Raw genomic sequence first — 16,578 nt, 5'->3', positions numbered from 1 at the left:
CCCGCTCCCCGTCACCGTGCTCGTTCCGGCGGCAGGTCCACGCTCAGCCGCACCTCGTCGCGGGGCACGGCGACCGCGGCCAGCGCCTCACCCCGGGAGGTGTGCAGCGCCACGTGCGTGATCCGCCACCGGGACAGCCGGTCCGGCTCCTGGCCGGACTGGACGCGCCAGGGGCCGGGATCGGCGAGGTCGGGAAATTCGACCGCCGTGGGATCGGCGGACCCGCCGTCGGCGGCCATCAGCGCCCGCTTCGCGGTGACGGCGCGCAGCGCCAGCCACCCCCGGTCCTCCTCGGCGGCCTCCTCGACCTGCTCCCGCTCGTCCGCGCTCAGCTCGACCGGCTCGCCGAGGTCCCGCGCGCGCAGCACGCACACCCCGATCCCGGGCCCGTGCCCGGCGACCACGGCGGCCAGGTCGCCGGCGTCACTCGTGGCCACCGCCTCCCGCCCCGCGTGCCGGCGCAGCACCGCGTCGCGACCGGCCGCCGGACCCACCCAGAGGTGCACCTCGTCCGCCTCGGCGGGAACCTGTCCCGCCGTGAGGTCGGCGGTGATGAGCCCGGCCAGCTCGTCCGGGCGGTCCTTGACGAACAGGTGGCCGCCGCGGACCGTCCGCAGCCGGAAGCCCGCGCTGGTGTGCCGGGCCCAGCCGAGCATCTCCGCCACCCCGGCCTCCCCGTCGTCGAGCCCGGCGAAGGCCACGATCGGGGTGCCGAGGGGCGGCTCGGGGACGAAGGCGTAGTTCTTGATCCAGGCGAAGTCCGAGCGCAGCACCGGCAGCATCAGCTCCCGCAGCTCCGGCAGGTCCCTGAGCTCGGGCAGCGCCCCCGACCTGCGGATGAGCTGGTCGATGAAGGCGTCGTCCGGGAGGTCGGCGGCGGCCGCCAGCGGCACCCGGCGGTCCGGGGGGTGCGCGCCGCCGACGTACAGTCTCGACGGCTCGGGCAGGCCGCGCCTGCGCAGCTCGCGGGCCACCTCGAAGGCCAGCCGGGCGCCCATGCTGTGGCCGTACAGGACGTACGGCTCGCCGGTGGCGGGCGCGACCTCGTCGGCGATGTCGCTGATCGTGAAGGCGGGCGGCTCGCCGATGCGGTTCTCTCTGCCGGGAAGCTGGAGGGGGACCACGGTGAGGCCGGTGAGCCGGCGGAGGAGCCCGGCGTAGGCGCTCGCGCCTCCTCCGGCGTAGGGCAGGCAGATCATCGTGCGTGCGGGGCACGGACCGGTGGGGTGGGGGTCCCGCGTCGCCGCGGCTAGCTGGCCACTGATGGCCCAGCACCTCCCTTGCCGGGAGTCGCCGTCCGCGGCGCACGCGGCCTGGGCAGGGGGGTGGGCTGGGGGTTTCGTCGATGAATACGGAGGTCGTCAACCGCCATGTTACGGCGCTCCTCGACAAATGCCGCGAAACAACACCGAAATGTAAGGGGTGCGAAATGTCGGACAATGCGTGTGATCTCACGCTGTTGCACGACATGAACCTTATATCGACGCGGCAGGGTGGCGTCAATGAGCGATTCGCGGGCGCACGTCGGCCTGTCATTCGCCCGAGGAGCCTCTTGCGCGGCGGGTCGCGCGGTGATAGATGGGGGAGCTCTCCGGAGGACCGTAACCAAGTTTCGGACGTCCGAAACCGCCTGCCGCACCCGCCGGCAACGGAGGGAAAAGATGCGCGAGGCCCCGTACGCCGCGCCGCCCGCCGCCGTTCTCCGGCGGCCATTCGCCAAAAGCCGCCCCCTCCCTGGGGTGTGCGACCCGGCGGCGCGTCCACTCACCTCCGGACTCTCTTGTCGGCGACTTTGTCAAGATGCCATGAAACTTTCAAGTATCGGCCCGGCCGTTTGCCTGATCACCCTAACCAGAGCTCGTGACGCGCCGAAACTCCCGGCTCGACGTGCGCGGTTGATTATTCAACTAGAAATGAGTTCAATTCTCGATCAACCGATGAAAGGCGAAACTGTTCGCCGGAGAAGTCAAGGTGAAAGTCGCGCGGCTCAATCGACCGCGGAAAGGCGTAAATCGCGCACCTGGTTCCACCGCTGCCCCGTGACGATTCTCGCGGTCAAATCGTCCAGGTCGTAAACGATCGACCATTGGGTGTGCGGCTGGGCGACCCTGCGGAGCAGTTTCATCGCCTCCGTGCCGCCGCCCTCGGCGAGGAGCCGGTAGCGGCGGTCGGCCATTCTGGCGGCCCGGTCCGTGCCGGTCATGGTGATGTTGGTGAGGTAGCGGTCGTCGATGACGTTCATGCGGCCCTCGGCGTACTCGACGACCGCCGACCTGCCGGCGCGGTCCGCGATCAGGTAGTGGAGCTGCGGGCCGCCGGTGAAGTCGAGGTCGTAGCGGCGCATCAGCTCGATCGCCTCCGGCACGGTCGCGGCCCTGTCCAGCATCAGCCGGATGATCCGCACCCCGCTCACCGTGATACGGCCCGCGCCCGGCGCGGGCAGCTCGGCGTCCGGAGCCTGGGCCAGGCCGACGACGAGCCCCTTCTCGTTCATGCCGTCGAACGGGATCAGCACCGCGTGCGCCAGCCGCCGCCGGTCCTCGGCCTTGGTCAGCTTCGGCTTGATGCGCGGGTAGAACAGGTAGGAGACGTCCACCAGGGAGATCGAGGCGTAGCCGCCCGGCGGGCGGTTGTGGACGACCATCGCCGGGTTGGGCTGCCAGTCGAAGTTCCTGCCGAACTCGCCGGGGCGGTGGAACAGCGAGCAGGCCCAGCCGTCGCCCTTGCGCGCCAGCTCCGCGTCCGTGAGCGGCGCCTCGGCGTCGTAGCCGCCGTGGTAGGTCATCTCGTACAGCGGCAGGTCGTCGAGGAGGCGCATGCTCGCCGACGTACGGGCGATCTCGTCCGCCGTCTGCCGGAGGATTCCCTGCGGGGCCGTGGGGGAGGGCTTCGGGGGCGGTGAGGCCGTGGGCGCGCACGCCACCGAGGCGGCGAGAGCCAGAGCCGACAACACCGCCACGGCAGGGGTCCGCATGCCAGTAGTGTGCCTCACCTCACAAAAGGTGTCACCCCGCACCAAAGGTCGCGCGCCCCGCACGCACGGCGGCGTCCGGGGCGCGCGGGGCGCGGGGTCAGGCGTACGCCTTCACCTCCAGCAGCCCGACCGACCCCTGCCCGCTCTGCAGCACCACCCGCAGCCGCGTGGTGCTGAGGGAGGGGAAGCTCACCCGGTTGTAGGCGTCGGCCGCCACCGGGTACGTCCCCGGCACGTCGGCGTAGGCGCTGCCGGTCCAGTACTGGAGCTTCCAGGAGGCCGGGACGCGCACGCCGCCGCCGTCGTCGAAGAAGTAGACGTCGGCCGAGCGCAGGTTCTGTGCCGACGCCCAGGTCAGCTCCGCCCACTGCGTGCCGGTCTGCGGCCAGGTGCCCCAGCGGCGGTTGACGGTGTCGTTCGAGCGTGGCGGGTCGATGCCGTCGTTGATCGCCGCCACGCTCTCCCACGCCGAGGTGTAGGAGGCCGACGGGGTGGCCGAGCGGGCCAGGTTCGACGGGGCGGTGCCGGTGACCGTCAGCGTGTACGTCCTGGTCACCGGCGTGCTGAGCCGGTCGTAGTCGCGCAGCTGGACGGTGAAGGTCGACGTCCCGGCCGCCGTGGGGGTGCCGGTGATCGCGCCGGTGAAGCGGTCGAGGCTCAGCCCGGCCGGCAGCGACCCGCTGGTGACCTGCCAGTCGTAGAACGGCACGCCGCCCTTGGCCTGGAGGGTCTGCTGGTAGGCGGTCCCGGGCGCGGCCTGGGGGAGCGAGGTGGTGGTGATCGACGGCGGCAGGAACGGGGTGAGGTTGCGGTTGAGCTTCCAGCCGGCGTTCTCGGCGACGAGCAGCGCCAGCTTGGTCAGCATCCACCGGCGGGTCGGGAACAGGTGCGTCCAGCCGCCGCTCTGGCCGCTGAGGCGGTCCCAGTTGGGCTGGTCGCCCGGGATGTGGTAGCTGGAGTCCAGCGGGACCGCGCGCCCCTGGTAGGCGACCACGTCGGGGTCGGTGCCCCCGGAGGCGACGTAGGCGCGCATCCCGGCCCAGTCGCTGTGGAAGGCGACCGCGTGGCCGTACTCGTGCATGACCAGGCCGTGCACGTCGAGCACGGAGCCGGCGATGTCGGTCTTGTACCAGTCCTCGTCGGCCAGGGAGGTGAACAGCTGCTTGCCCGCCTCGTCGTACTCGAAGATCATCGCGGTGGAGCGGTGCAGCGGGCCGGCGAGCTGCTGGCCGCCCCGGGTGCTGTAGCGGCCGTTGGCGGCGGGGTAGCCGGTCGAGTACGGGGTCTGGATCCCGCGGAAGAACACGTACATGCCGTTGTAGGCGGCGTTGTTGGTGACCGTGATCGTGTTCTGCCAGTCGTTGCCGGGCAGGTGGTTGGTCTCCGCGCCGGCCGCCACGGTGTCGAAGGGCGCCATGTCGAAGAAGCGGAACCAGTCCTTGACCGCCTCCTCGGCCGCCGTGCGGAAGGCCGGGGCGGAGAAGTAGCCGGTGATGGTGTCGTAGCGGTAGTCGAACGTGAGCGGCAGCGAGGGCTCCAGCGCGGTCTTCTCGTCCTGCTGGACCCGGATGGGCATCGACTGCTGGTACGTCGCCCCGCCCGCGTCCCTGATCGTCAGCCGCAGCGTGTGCAGCTCGTCGGCGCCGGGCCCGCGCTTGGAGTGGATGGCCAGCCGGAACGGCTTCTGCTCGGAGGCGGAGGCGAAGGTCAGGGTCTTCGTCGCGCCGGTGGCGGTGAGCTGGCTCGGCAGGTCCATCATCAGCCGGGAGGTGCCCTCGGCCTTGAGGTCGACGGCGATCGGGTAGCGCACGTCGGCGGGCGGCCGGACGGTCAGCTCGACGTAGGGGTTGGCCAGGTAGCCCTGCCAGTCGACGAGCTTGACGCCGTAGTCGTTGACGACCCGGCCGAACATGTCCACGACCTGCGCGGTGGGCGCGGCGTGCGCGGCGGGCGGCGCGGCGGTGAGGAAGGACGCGAGCAGGACGGTGAGAAGGGTGGCCAGTACGGCCGGTCGTCTCATCGGCGGCACCTCTCTGTGTTAGCGCTAACAAATAGCGCGGCGGGACGAGCGGGGGGAACAGGTCCTGCGGGTGGCGTCCGGGTGCGCATGCGGACGCCCACGTACTCGAAAATCACTGAAAGGTTTTCGGCAGCAAACCCCACCGTCAACCCCACTGTCAAGAGCCGACTGCAACTCCAGCACAAAGGTTTTCGGTAGAACGGGGTCCAACGTGCAGCGCAACCGTTTTCTCGCCGCCCCTCACCACCCCTGAAGTCGGCGGTCTGCACAGGTGCCTCTATTGACGAGTGCTGTATCACACCTTACATTGCCTGCGAGAAAACCTATTCTCAGTTCGACGAGGAGCTCGATGTCCGGCTTCCCCGACCCTGTCCGCGGGCCGCTCGCCCCCAGCACCGGTGTCCTGCGGCCGTTGGGCGTGCACGACGTCACGATCACCGGCGGTCCGTTCGCCCGCTGGCAGGAGATCAACCGATCGGCCAGCATCCCGCTCGGCCTGGAGCAGATGGAGGTCTCCGGCGCGCTGCCCAACCTGCGACTCGCGGCGGGGGAGGGCGAGGGCGACTTCCGCGGCTACCGTTTCCAGGACTCCGACCTGTACAAACAGCTCGAAGCGGTCGCGTGGGAGCACCTTCGCGCTCCCTCCGCCGCCTACCCGGAGTTCGTCGCCGCCTCGGCCGCGCTGCTGGCCCGCGCGCAGCGCCCCGACGGCTATCTCAACTCGCACTACCAGGTGGTCAAGCCCGGCAAGATCTTCGCCGAGCTGGAGTACAGCCACGAGATGTACTGCGCCGGCCACCTGTTCCAGGCGGCGGTCGCCGCCGCCCGCGCCGGGTGCGGCGACGACCTGCTCGCGGTCGCCCGCCGCTTCGCCGACCTGCTGGTGGAGCGGTTCCTGACCGGCGGCGACGACGGCATCGACGGGCACGCCGAGGTCGAGACGGCCCTGGTCGAGCTCTACCGGCACACGGGCGAGCGCGCGTACCTGGAGCTGGCGCGCAAGCTCGTCGACAACCGGGGCAAGGGCCTGATCGCCGACAGCGGCATGGGCCCGCTCTACTCGCAGGACCACCTGCCGGTCCGCGAGGCCGACACCGCCGTCGGCCACGCCGTGCGCCAGCTCTACCTGGAGGCGGCCGTCGTCGACCTCTACCTGGAGACGGGCGACGAGTCGCTGCTGGAATGCTCGGTGCGGCGCTGGGAGGACATGGTCGCCACCAAGACCTACCTCACCGGCGGCCTCGGCTCCCGCCACGACGGCGAGTCGTTCGGCGAGCGCTGGGAGCTGCCCTCCGACCGCGCCTACAGCGAGAGCTGCGCCGCCATCGCGAGCGTCCACTGGAACTGGCGGCTGCTGCTGGCCACCGGCCAGGGCCGCTACGCCGACCTCATCGAGCGCACCCTCTACAACGCCTTCGCCGCCTCCACCTCGGCCGACGGCATCCGGTTCTTCTACGTCAACCCGCTGCAGCGCCGCGCCGACCTGTTCGAGGACCGCTACCTGGGGCGGCGCAGGGAGTGGTTCGCCTGCGCCTGCTGCCCGCCGAACATCATGCGCCTGGTCGCCTCGCTCGGCCACTACGTCGCCACCACCGACGACGAGGGCCTGTCGGTGCACCAGTACGTGCCGGGCGCCATCCGCGCCGGCGCGATCACGCTGGAGGTCGAGACCCGCTACCCGTGGGACGGCCGCGTCCGGTTCACCGTCAGGGAGACCCCCGGCGGCCCGTGGACGCTCAAGCTGCGCATTCCCTCCTGGAGCGAAGGCGGCCTCGTCCCTGACGCCGACGGCTACGCCCGCGTCCGGCGCGACTGGAAGCCCGGCGACGTGTTCGACCTCGACCTGGACCTGACGCCCCGGCTGGTCCTGCCACACCGCAGGATCGACGCGCTGCGCGGCTGCGCCGCCGTCGAGCGCGGCCCGCTGGTCTACTGCTTCGAGCAGATCGACCAGGAGGCCGATCTTGAGGACCTGGCGCTCGCCGCCGAGCCGCGGCTGCGCGCCGTCGAGCGCGACGTGCCCGGCCTCGGCCCGACCGTGGTGATCGAGGCGGACGCCGTCCGGCTGCCGCCCGCCCCGGCCGACGGGCTGCCCTACTTCCCCTCGACCTCCTCCTCCGCCGCCCGACCGGCGCCCGCCCCTGTCACCGCGACCGCCGTTCCCTACTACCAGTGGGACAACCGGGACGGCGGCGTCATGCGGGTCTGGACCCCCCACCTGTAAGGAAGCACGCCCATGAAGAGAAGAGACCTGTTCAGGATGGGCGGCCTGGCCGCCCTCGGCGCCGCCGCCGCGGCCTGCGGATCGGGGGGCGGGACGGCCGGCGCGGGGGACAAGCGGCTGCAGTTCATGTACTGGGGCTCGACGTTCGAGAAGACGGCCGTCGAGAAGATGCTCCGCTCCTTCGCGGAGAAGAACCCCGGCGTCGAGGTCAAGCCGCTGTTCACGCCCGACGAGTACGACGTCAAGCTCAACAGCCTCATCGCCGGCGGCAACGTGCCCGACCTCGGGTACGTGCCGATGTCGATGTCGTTCCGCCTGGCCGAGCAGGGCAAGCTCGTCAACCTGTTCCCGTACCTGAAGAAGTACCCCCAGCTCGCCGGCTACCTGCCGGACGCCTACCTCTGGTACGGCCCCGACAAGCTGCACGGCGTCGCCACCGCCAACGAGATCGAGCTGCTGTGGTACAGCAAGGCGGCGATCGCCGAGGCCGGCATCGCCGCGCCGCCCGCCGTCGCCGGCTCTGCCTGGACGTGGGACCAGCTCGTCGAGAACGCCTACAAGCTCACCGTCGACCAGAACGGCCGGCACCCCGACGAGTCCGGCTTCGACCCCAAGCAGGTCCGCCAGTTCGGCATCTCCGTCAGCATCACCTACGCCGCCGCCTGGTACGGCTTCCTGCGCGGCAACGGCGCCGACTTCGCCGACGAGGCCGGCAAGCGCTGCCTGCTGGACACCCCCGAGGCCGTCCAGGTGTTCCAGAACCTGCAGGACCTCATCCACAAGCACCGGGTCGCGCCGGGCCCCGGCCAGCTCGCCGCGACCGGCGACGACGTGCCCGGCACCAACATCCTGCTCAAGACCAAGCGGGTGGCGATGGTCGTGGACGGCCACTGGGCGCTGCTCGACATGAACGAGAGCAAGGTCGACTACGGCATCGGCGTGCTGCCGAAGTACAAGGAGCCGTTCACCACCTCCCAGGTGGCCGGCGCCTCGTCGGTGTTCGCCGGCGGCAAGCACGTCGAGGAGGCGGTCGAGCTGTTCGCCTTCCACATCGACCCGCGCTACGTGGACCTGTACCGGCAGGGGCTGTGGATGCCGCAGGAGCGCAAATACTACGAGGACCAGGCCGCCATCGACTCCTGGACGAAGAACGACGGCCACCCGCCCGAGTTCCGCACCGCCGTGGTCGACTACGCCCGCGACCACGGCGTGCCCGACCTGCGCAACCGGGTCAAGAACCTGTCGGCGATCTCCAGCGACGTTCTCACCCCGGCGCTGCAGGAGATCGAGTCGGGCAAGCGGCCCGCGGCCGAGATCCTGAAGGCCGTCAGCCCGAAGATCACCGGCATGCTGCAGGGCTGGCAGCACACCCAGGAGGTCTGACGTGGCCGGCCTGTCAGGTCAGCGCCGCCTGGAGCGGCGCTGGGGCTGGCTCATGGCGCTGCCCGCCGTCCTCGGGTTCCTGATCTTCACGGCGGGGCCGATGGTGGCCTCGCTGGTCTTCAGCCTCACCGACTGGCAGGTGGGCGGCACCCCGTCGTTCGTCGGGCTGGACAACTACACGGCGATGGCGAGCGACGAGCTGTTCTGGACGTCGCTGGGCGCGACCACGTACTACACGCTCGGCGCGGTGCCGCTGGTGCTCATCGTGTCCTTCGCGGTGGCGATGCTGCTCAACCAGCGCGTACGCGGCCTGGCGCTGTGGCGGACGATCTTCTACCTGCCGACGCTGGTGCCCTCGATCGCCAACGTGGTGCTCTGGATCTGGATCTTCAACCCGGACTTCGGGCTGCTCAACTCGCTGCTGCGCCAGGCCGGGCTGCCGGCCGGGCAGTGGATCTACGACGAGGCGACGGCGATCCCGTCGCTGATCGTCATGAGCACCTGGGGCTTCGGCAACACGATGGTGATCTTCCTGGCCGGGCTCCAGGGGGTGCCGCGCCACCTGTACGAGGCGGTCTCCATCGACGGCGGCGGCGCCTGGCGGCGCTTCTGGCACGTGACGCTGCCGATGATGACGCCGACCATCTTCTACAACCTGGTCGTCGGCGTGGTCGGCACCTTCCAGGTGTTCAACCAGGCGTACGTGATGACCGAGGGCGGCCCGAACAACGCCACCCTCTTCTACGTCTACTACCTGTTCCGCAAGGCGTTCAGGGAGAGCGAGATGGGCTATGCCAGCGCGCTCGCGTGGGTGCTCTTCATGATCATCGTGGTGATCACGTTCCTGCTGTTCAGGAACGCCCGCCGCTGGGTCCACTACGAGATGGCGGGCGCGAGGTGACCGCCGTGGCCACGCCGCCCCGCGAGCGCCGCAGCGGACGGGTGGCGCCCACCGGCGGGCTGCGCCGGCGGCGCCCGTACGGCAAGGCGCTGCTCTACCTCGCGCTGGTCGCCGGGGCGGTGCCGACGCTGCTGCCGTTCGTCTGGCTGGTGCGCAGCGCGCTCATGGAGGACGCGCAGATGTTCACCGCGCCGCCGGAGTGGATCCCGCGGCCGTTCCGGTGGTCGAACTTCGGCGAGGCGCTGACCGCGCAGCCGTTCGGGCTGTACTTCGTCAACACCGTGATCGTCGCGGTGATCAGCGTGCTGGGGACGGTGCTGACCTGCTCGGTGGCCGCGTTCAGCTTCTCCCGGCTGCGCTGGCGCGGCCGGAACGTGGTCTTCGCGCTGCTGCTGAGCGCCGTCATGCTGCCGTACGCGGTCACGCTCATCCCGACGTTCGTGATGTGGCAGGAGCTCGGGGCGCTCGACAGCTTCGTCCCGCTCACCGTGCCGAGCTGGTTCGCCGGGGCGGGCGGCGGGGTGTTCAACGTGTTCCTGCTGCGGCAGTTCTTCCTGACGATCCCGTTCGAGCTGGACGAGGCCGCCTACATGGACGGCGCCTCGCCCTGGCGGGTGTTCTGGACGGTCGTCATGCCGCTGTCGAAGCCCGCGATCGTCGTCGTCACCATCTTCACCTTCATCGGCACCTGGAACGACTTCCTCGGCCCGCTGCTCTATCTCAACGACGAGCAGAAGTACACGCTCTCGCTGGGGCTGGCCTCGTTCCAGAGCATGTACATCACGCAGTGGGGCTACTTGATGGCCGCCTCGGCCGCCGTCATCGCCCCGATCATCGCGCTGTTCTTCTTCCTGCAGCGCTACTTCATCGAAGGCGTCACCCTCACCGGCATCAAGAACTGAGGAAGGCACCCTGGGAAACCTGTTTCCCAGGGTGCCTGTCAGATGCTGCGCCGGGTCGAGGCGCGCGGCACGAGCGTGGCCGGGACGGTGTGGACGCCGGACGGGACCGGCTCCCCGGCGATCGCGTCGAGCAGGTGGCGGGCGGCCAGCCGGCCGATCTCCCCGAGGTTCATGTCGACGGTGGTGAGCGGCGGCCGGCAGCCGAGCGCCATCGGCTCCCAGTTGTCGAAGCCGACCAGCGCCACGTCGTCCGGCACCCGCCGCCCCCGCTCGCGCAGCGTCTCGGCCACCCCGCGGGCGATCTGGTCGCTGCCGCAGAAGACCGCGTCCACGTCGGGGGCGGCGTGCAGGAGGATGTCGGCGGCCTGCCGCCCCCACTCCTCGCTCCACTCCCCGAACAGGATCTCCCCGGCGGGCTCCAGGCCGGCCTCCGCCAGCGTCGCCGTGAGGCCGGCGGCGCGTTCGCGGGCCGCCTGGAACCCTTCGGGGCCGGTGATGTGCCCGACGCGGGCGCGGCCGGTCGCCAGCAGGTGGCGGGTGGCGAGGACGCCGCCGCCCCGGTCGTCGGGGATGATCGAGTAGTCGGACTCGTCGGTGGACTGCGTCATCGCGTACACCACCGGGACCGGCAGGTCGTGGCCGATGCCCGGGCGCGGCTCGGTGCGGCGGCCGGTCACGATGATCCCCTCGACCCGCCGGGCCAGCAGCCGCTCCAGGTAGTGCCGCTCCCTGATCGGGTCGTCGCGGGTGTCGCAGAGGAAGACGGAGATCTGCCCCGCGCCCAGCGCGTCCTCCGCGCCTAGCATCACGGGGATGCTGAAGCGGCCGTAGCTGTCGCCGGTGACCAGGCCGACGGTGTACGTGCGGCCGGCCAGCAGCCCCTGCGCGAGCGGGTTGGGCCGGAAGCCGAGCCGCTCGGCGGCGGCGAGCACGCGGTCGCGGGTCTCGTCCCGCATCCTGCCCCGGCCGTTCAGCGCCTTGGAGGCGGTGCCGATCGACACGGCGGCCGCGGCGGCGACGTCCCTGATGGTCGCCGGGCGCGCCACCTGCTCTGGAGGGCTGGCCAATCCTGGATCCTTTGCGTACGCGGGGGTCGGTGTGCTGTATGACACTCTACTCCGACCGTGCGCAAACGTATTCCCACTTCTTTGTGATCTACAATGTAAAGGCGCCGGTCTGTCGCGCTCTGTGCGGGACAAGGAAATCAAGAACATCAGCGGGGTGATAGGCGTAGGCGGGTGCGAGTACTCCAGGCTCGGCCGGGCCGGCGACGAGCCGGCGGGCGCCTTCGACGGCGACCACCGCCGGGTCGCCGCCCGGGAGTTGCCGGGACCGCGCCGGCAGACGCGCGAAATCCACCTTTTGTCCCGCTTTGGTGGGGATAGTACTTCTTCTTCTCCTTCTGCCAGAGAGACTGGAAGCGCTCGGAACGTACGTGAGATCTGCTTCGATCGGGCCGCGGGCCAACCCCGCCGGCACGAGAGATTCGGGGGACACTGTGAAACGAGTGCTTCTCGCGGCGGCGCTCGCGCTGACCGCGGCCACCGCCGGGACCAGCGCGGCATCCGCCCGCGCTCCTGAGCCCGAGGGCTCACCGGCGCCGGAGATGACCAGCATGCCCGAGGAGACCTCGCCGGACGGCGGCATGCCGGAAGAGACCACACCCGGCGAGACCGGCGAGCCAGGCGCTCCCGGCGGTCCGGAAGCGACGGCGACGGGGGAGATGACGCCGGGCGCGACCACCAGCCCGATGGGGCCGGGGTGCGCGGCGATGAAGGACAGCCTCTCAGGCGTCGCCGATCAGCCGGCGGGCACCGCCCTGACGAAGATCCCGGACCTGTCGAAGCTCTCGCAGGCGGTCAAGCAGACCGGCCTGGAGGAGAAGCTGAACTCCGCGAAGGACATCACGATCTTCGCGCCCAACGACGCGGCCTTCAGCGCGGCGCCGACGGACGTGCAGGACGCGATGTCCGACAAGGCCGCCGCCACCAAGATCCTCTCGTACCACGTGGTCGAGGGGAAGGTGAACCCGGCCGACCTCAAGGACGGCGACATGCTCAAGACGCTCCAGGGCGGCGAGCTGTCCGTGAAGGGCACCGGCGAGAACATGACCATCAACGACGCCAAGATCGTCTGCGGTGGCATCCCGACGAGCAACGCCACGCTCTACGTCATCGACAAGGTCCTCATGCCGAAGTGAGGCACCCGCCCGCCTGGACGGACGGAGAGGGCACGGTCACCGCTGAACGCGGTGGCCGTGCCTTCTCGTGCGGCGCCGGGGCGGCCGGATTTGGCCCTGACGCAGGGTCAACCTCCCACCATGGGCGCATGACGACGACCCCCACGCTCCGGCACCACACGATCCACCACGACGGCGTCACGATCCCGGTGTCGCGCGGCGGCACGGGACGGCTGCTGGTCCTGTGCCCCGGGCTGAGCTCCACCCAGGCGGACCTGAGCGAGCTGGCCGGGCTGCTGCGGCGCGACCACGACGTGGTCACCTTCGACCTGCGAGGCCACGGCCTCGCCTCGGCCGCCGGCCGGTACTCCTTCGCGGCGTTCGGCGGCGACCTCGCCGCCGTGCTGGCGGACCTGGCGCGCCGCGAGCCGGGCGTGGCGCCCGTGCTCGTCGGCTACTCGATGGGCGCTGACCTCGCCGTCCACCATGCCGCCGACGACGCCGCCAAGGGTGCCGCCGACCACTCCGTCGCCGGGCTCGTGCTCATCGACGGGGCCAACCCGGTGCCGGAGCCGTTCCTCACCGAGGACCTCCTGCCGCTGCTGCGCGTCATGTGGGAGGACCAGGCGGCGCGGCAGGAGGCCCTGCGGGGCACCGCCCGCCAGGTGCTGCTCACCGCCCCCGAGATCGAGGCGCTGAACGCCGAGATCGACGCGGTCCGCTCCGCCGTCCTCGACCGCTACCGGAGGATCGGCTGCCCGATCAGCATGATCATGTCGACCGCGATGGCCGGTCACGGCGGCGAGGACCCCCTGCCGCGCCTCAACCGGAACTGGCGCTCGGGAGTCGAGCGGCTGACCCGCGAGCTGCCGCGGGTCGCCGTGTCCTGGCTCGACGCCGATCACGGCCTGGTCCACACGCACGCGCCGGAGATCGCCCGGATCATCCGTGGGAGGCTGGAACGGTGTTGACCATCGGGGAGCTGGCGTCGTACGCGGGGGTGTCCGTGCGCACGGTGCGGCACTACCACGCCAAGGGGCTGCTGCCGGAGCCGGAGCGGGACCACCTCGGCTACCGCAGGTACGACGCGGGCGCCGTGGTCGAGCTGATCAGGATCCGCACCCTCACCCGCGCCGGGGTGCCGCTGGCGCGGACGCGGGAGCTGCTGCGGGCCGGCGAGGAGGAGTTCGCCGCGGCGGTCGCCGACATCGACCGGCGGCTGGAGGCCGAGATCCGGCAGCGGCAGCGACGCCGCGAGCACCTGGCCGGGCTCACCGCCGGGGACGGCCTGGCCCTGCCGCCCGAGGTGGCGGGATACCTGGCCCGGCTGCGGGTGCTGGGCGTCGGTGAACGGCTCGTACGGGCCGAGCGCGACGGCTGGATCCTGCTGACCGCGCACGCGCCCGAGCGGGTCGCGGAGTGGATCGCCCGCAAGCACGAGCAGCTCGCCGACCCGCGGCTCGCCGGCTTCTACCTCACCCTGGGCCGGGCCCTGGAGCACGCCCCGGACGACCCCCGGACGGCCGGGCGGGCCGACGAGCTGGCCGCCTGGCTCACCCAGCTCGCGGAGGAGAAGGGCGAGGACTACCTCGGCGACGTCGACCTGGACCCGCCGCTGATCACGCTGATGGACGCGCGGGCGCTGGACACGCTGCCCGCGGCCCGCCGGCTGATCGAGCTGCTCCGGGAACGCGGCTGGACCGGCTGGACGAAGCTCGAACGCGTACCCCCGCACAGCACTCCCAGCCCACGCGCCGGCGCTCGGGCTCGGTGAGGCCGCCACCGGCGGGTGACGAGCCGCGCCGAGCCGCGGCAGTGGCCCTGCCCCAGCGCGGGCGCGCCGGCGGGCGCCCGCTCCGCCGTCAGAGGATCAGAGAAGGAACCTGAACAGCGGGCTCCCGGTGTCGATGCGCTCGATCCGCGGCGGCGCCGCGTCCATGCGGGCCAGCAGCCCGACCAGGTCGGAGGGGCTGGCCAGCTCGATGCCGACCAGCGCGGGACCGGTCTCGCGGTTGCTGCGCTTGATGTACTCGAACAAGGTGATGTCGTCGTTGGGGCCGAGGACCTCGTCGAGGAAGCGGCGCAGCGCGCCCGGCTCCTGGGGGAACTCCACGAGGAAATAGTGCTTGCGGCCCTCGTGGACGAGGGAACGCTCGACGATTTCGGCGTAACGGCTGACGTCGTTGTTACCCCCGGACAGCACGCACACCACGCTCGCGCCGGCCGGGATGTCGACCGTCTCGGGACAGCCGAGGGCGGCCGCTGCCAGCGCCCCGGCCGGTTCGGCGATGATCCCGTCGGACTGGTAGAGCGCCAGCATCTCGCTGCACACCCGGCCTTCGGGCACGGCGACCATCTCCACCTCGGCGGCGGCCACGATCGGCACGGTCACGTCGCCGGCTCGGCGCACGGCGGCACCGTCGACGAAGGTGTCGATCTCCGGCAGGGTGACCGGGTGGCCGGCGAGCAGGGCCGCCGCCATGCACGCGGCTCCGGCCGGCTCTACCCCGATGATCCGGGTCTGCGGGTGATGCTTGCCCAGCCAGGCCAGTGTGCCGGCCAGCAGACCGCCTCCGCCGACGGGGACGATCACCACGTCGGGGGCATGGCCCAGTTGAGTCACGGCTTCGTGGACGACAGTGCCCTGACCCGCGATGGTCCGCGGGTCGTCGAAGGCCGGGACCAGGGTCGCGCCTGTGCGGGCCGCGTCCGCCGCCGCGGCGGCGGACGCCTCGTCATAGGTGTCGCCCTCCAGCACGATCTCGATCGCCGAGCCGCCCAGAGCCGCGATCCGGTCCCGCTTCTGCCGGGGCGTGGTGCGCGGCAGGAAGACCCGGCCATGGACGCCCAGCGCCGCACAGGCATAGGCGAGGCCCTGGGCGTGGTTGCCCGCGCTGGCGGCCACGACGCCCGCCGCGCGCGCGTCGTCGTCGAGCTGCGCGATCAGGTTGTAGGCGCCGCGGACCTTGTAGGAGCGCACGGTCTGCATGTCTTCGCGTTTGAGCCATACGTGCGCGCCTCGCAGCTCGGACAGCCGTGGGTTGCGCTCCAGCGGCGTCGTCGTCACCACGCCGGTCAGGCGCTGTGCCGCTGCTTCCACGGCCGCCGCGTCGACCAGCGAAGCCTCTACCGTCATGTTTCCTGTTCTCCCAGTTCAGAGCCCACGCGCCGGAGCGGCGGTGATCGGGGTGTCTCCGCAGCCCCGACCAAACCCTATTCGCCCCGAACAACTGCTCCGTTGAGCCGGAGGCCGCAATCCGGAACCGCCTGCGGCCCTGCCCCGGGACAGCGGCAGGGAGAGGCGGATTCAGGGGCGCCCTGCCGCGGCGTAGCGCGCGTATCGGGCGCCGGTGATGAAGGCCCAGTAGCGGTCGCCGTAGGACCAGTGCCACCACTCGGTGGGATAGTTCACGAAGCCGGCGGATGTCATGGCCGCCGACAGGACCTGGCGATTGGCTCGCGCCTCGACCGGAATGTCCGACGCTGCGGTGTAGCAGGCTTCGTCACTCTCCGGCGGAGTGGCGTTCACCGCCGTCCCCATCGCGATCTCCGCGCCCTCGGCGGTGCACAGGGTCAGATCGACGGCCCCTCCCGAGGTGTGCGGAGCCACGTCGGGAGGTGAGACGTACCTGCTGGCCTCGGTCCGGACGCGGTCGTCGTCCCAGCTGGGGTGGGCGGCTCGGTGGCGGGCGAGGGAGTCGGCGAAATAGCGGGCCTGCAGGGCGGGTGGGCGATAGCCCTCGACGACCAGCAGGCGCAGCCCACGAGGCAGCTGGGTCTGCGCCGCCACGAGCCGGTCGGCCACGCTCAGCCGTACGTGCGCGAAAGCTCCTGTACTCTCCGAAAGCCGCGAATCCACCCGGACGGTAGCCAAGGTACGGAGATCGACCAGCGGCTCCCCACACTCTTGCGTCAGGACCTCGGCAATCCGCTTATCTGATAGAAGCACCATCTCAGTCATGAACGCCTTCATGGTGGTCATGGACGCTCCCCAT

The 16,578-nt window shown here is 71.1% G+C and carries 13 protein-coding genes; 7 read left to right on the top strand and 6 right to left on the bottom strand.

Annotation, left to right across the window (positions count from 1 at the left end; genetic code table 11):
* Positions 1 to 11: 11 nt before the first annotated feature.
* The 3 genes from SMD20_RS09650 to SMD20_RS09640 form a co-directional block, all read right to left on the bottom strand.
* Positions 12 to 1,199, bottom strand: a complete 1,188-nt coding sequence (locus tag SMD20_RS09650; RefSeq protein WP_329577889.1) for a thioesterase domain-containing protein — start codon at positions 1,197 to 1,199, stop codon at positions 12 to 14.
* Between the two features lie 788 nt (positions 1,200 to 1,987).
* On the bottom strand, positions 1,988 to 2,974 hold the full coding sequence (locus tag SMD20_RS09645) for a linear amide C-N hydrolase (RefSeq protein ID WP_329577886.1): 987 nt from the start codon (positions 2,972 to 2,974) through the stop codon (positions 1,988 to 1,990).
* Positions 2,975 to 3,071: 97 nt separating this feature from the next.
* Positions 3,072 to 4,994 carry an Ig domain-containing protein gene (locus SMD20_RS09640; RefSeq protein WP_329577883.1) on the bottom strand — a complete coding sequence of 641 codons (1,923 nt, stop codon included), beginning with the start codon at positions 4,992 to 4,994 and terminating at the stop codon, positions 3,072 to 3,074.
* A 349-nt stretch (positions 4,995 to 5,343) separates the two neighbouring features.
* On the opposite strand from SMD20_RS09640, the gene SMD20_RS09635 reads away from it, so the two are divergent.
* The 4 genes from SMD20_RS09635 to SMD20_RS09620 are packed head-to-tail and all read left to right on the top strand — an operon-like array spanning position 5,344 to position 10,404.
* Positions 5,344 to 7,218, top strand: coding sequence for a glycoside hydrolase family 127 protein (locus SMD20_RS09635; protein ID WP_329577880.1), 1,875 nt, complete (start codon positions 5,344 to 5,346; stop codon positions 7,216 to 7,218).
* 12 nt (positions 7,219 to 7,230) lie between these two features.
* Entirely contained in the window at positions 7,231 to 8,601 is a 1,371-nt protein-coding gene (locus SMD20_RS09630) for an extracellular solute-binding protein (protein ID WP_329577877.1), read from the top strand.
* A gap of 1 nt (position 8,602) precedes the next feature.
* Positions 8,603 to 9,502, top strand: a complete 900-nt coding sequence (locus SMD20_RS09625; RefSeq protein WP_329577874.1) for a carbohydrate ABC transporter permease — start codon at positions 8,603 to 8,605, stop codon at positions 9,500 to 9,502.
* Between the two features lie 5 nt (positions 9,503 to 9,507).
* Complete coding sequence (locus SMD20_RS09620) at positions 9,508 to 10,404, top strand: carbohydrate ABC transporter permease (RefSeq protein ID WP_329577872.1); 897 nt, start codon at positions 9,508 to 9,510, stop codon at positions 10,402 to 10,404.
* 38 nt (positions 10,405 to 10,442) lie between these two features.
* Here the strand turns inward: SMD20_RS09620 and SMD20_RS09615 are convergent, their stop codons facing one another.
* A complete protein-coding gene (locus SMD20_RS09615; protein WP_329577869.1) occupies positions 10,443 to 11,471 on the bottom strand; it encodes a LacI family DNA-binding transcriptional regulator in 1,029 nt (342 codons plus the stop codon).
* A 431-nt stretch (positions 11,472 to 11,902) separates the two neighbouring features.
* Here SMD20_RS09615 and SMD20_RS09610 point away from each other — a divergent pair, with 431 nt between their 5' ends.
* From SMD20_RS09610 to SMD20_RS09600, 3 genes are all read left to right on the top strand, one after another.
* Positions 11,903 to 12,604, top strand: a complete 702-nt coding sequence (locus SMD20_RS09610; RefSeq protein WP_329577866.1) for a fasciclin domain-containing protein — start codon at positions 11,903 to 11,905, stop codon at positions 12,602 to 12,604.
* A 128-nt stretch (positions 12,605 to 12,732) separates the two neighbouring features.
* Positions 12,733 to 13,554: an alpha/beta fold hydrolase gene (locus SMD20_RS09605; RefSeq protein WP_329577864.1), complete on the top strand. Its 822-nt coding sequence runs from the start codon at positions 12,733 to 12,735 to the stop codon at positions 13,552 to 13,554.
* Positions 13,548 to 14,357, top strand: coding sequence for a MerR family transcriptional regulator (locus SMD20_RS09600; protein WP_329577862.1), 810 nt, complete (start codon positions 13,548 to 13,550; stop codon positions 14,355 to 14,357). Before SMD20_RS09605 ends, SMD20_RS09600 begins: the two co-directional genes overlap by 7 nt.
* A 96-nt stretch (positions 14,358 to 14,453) precedes the next feature.
* Here SMD20_RS09600 and ilvA read toward each other — a convergent pair whose 3' ends face one another.
* A complete protein-coding gene (ilvA, locus tag SMD20_RS09595) occupies positions 14,454 to 15,719 on the bottom strand; it encodes a threonine ammonia-lyase IlvA (protein ID WP_329577859.1) in 1,266 nt (421 codons plus the stop codon).
* Between the two features lie 171 nt (positions 15,720 to 15,890).
* A complete protein-coding gene (locus SMD20_RS09590; RefSeq protein WP_329577855.1) occupies positions 15,891 to 16,565 on the bottom strand; it encodes a M15 family metallopeptidase in 675 nt (224 codons plus the stop codon).
* Positions 16,566 to 16,578 lie beyond the last annotated feature (13 nt).

This window comes from Nonomuraea sp. LP-02 (genome assembly GCF_036289125.1).
GTDB classification, from domain to species: domain Bacteria; phylum Actinomycetota; class Actinomycetes; order Streptosporangiales; family Streptosporangiaceae; genus Nonomuraea; species Nonomuraea bangladeshensis.
This window is presented reverse-complemented; position numbering and strand designations above follow the sequence as displayed.

Excerpts from the sequence above, each read along its gene's own strand:
- ilvA (WP_329577859.1), bottom strand. The coding sequence starts at position 15,719 with ATGACGGTAGAGGCTTCGCTGGTCGACGCGGCGGCCGTGGAAGCAGCG.
- SMD20_RS09645 (WP_329577886.1), bottom strand. The coding sequence starts at position 2,974 with ATGCGGACCCCTGCCGTGGCGGTGTTGTCGGCTCTGGCTCTCGCCGCC.
- SMD20_RS09650 (WP_329577889.1), bottom strand. The coding sequence starts at position 1,199 with ATGATCTGCCTGCCCTACGCCGGAGGAGGCGCGAGCGCCTACGCCGGG.
- SMD20_RS09635 (WP_329577880.1), top strand. The coding sequence starts at position 5,344 with ATGTCCGGCTTCCCCGACCCTGTCCGCGGGCCGCTCGCCCCCAGCACC.
- SMD20_RS09605 (WP_329577864.1), top strand. The coding sequence starts at position 12,733 with ATGACGACGACCCCCACGCTCCGGCACCACACGATCCACCACGACGGC.
- SMD20_RS09590 (WP_329577855.1), bottom strand. The coding sequence starts at position 16,565 with ATGACCACCATGAAGGCGTTCATGACTGAGATGGTGCTTCTATCAGAT.
- SMD20_RS09640 (WP_329577883.1), bottom strand. The coding sequence starts at position 4,994 with ATGAGACGACCGGCCGTACTGGCCACCCTTCTCACCGTCCTGCTCGCG.
- SMD20_RS09630 (WP_329577877.1), top strand. The coding sequence starts at position 7,231 with ATGAAGAGAAGAGACCTGTTCAGGATGGGCGGCCTGGCCGCCCTCGGC.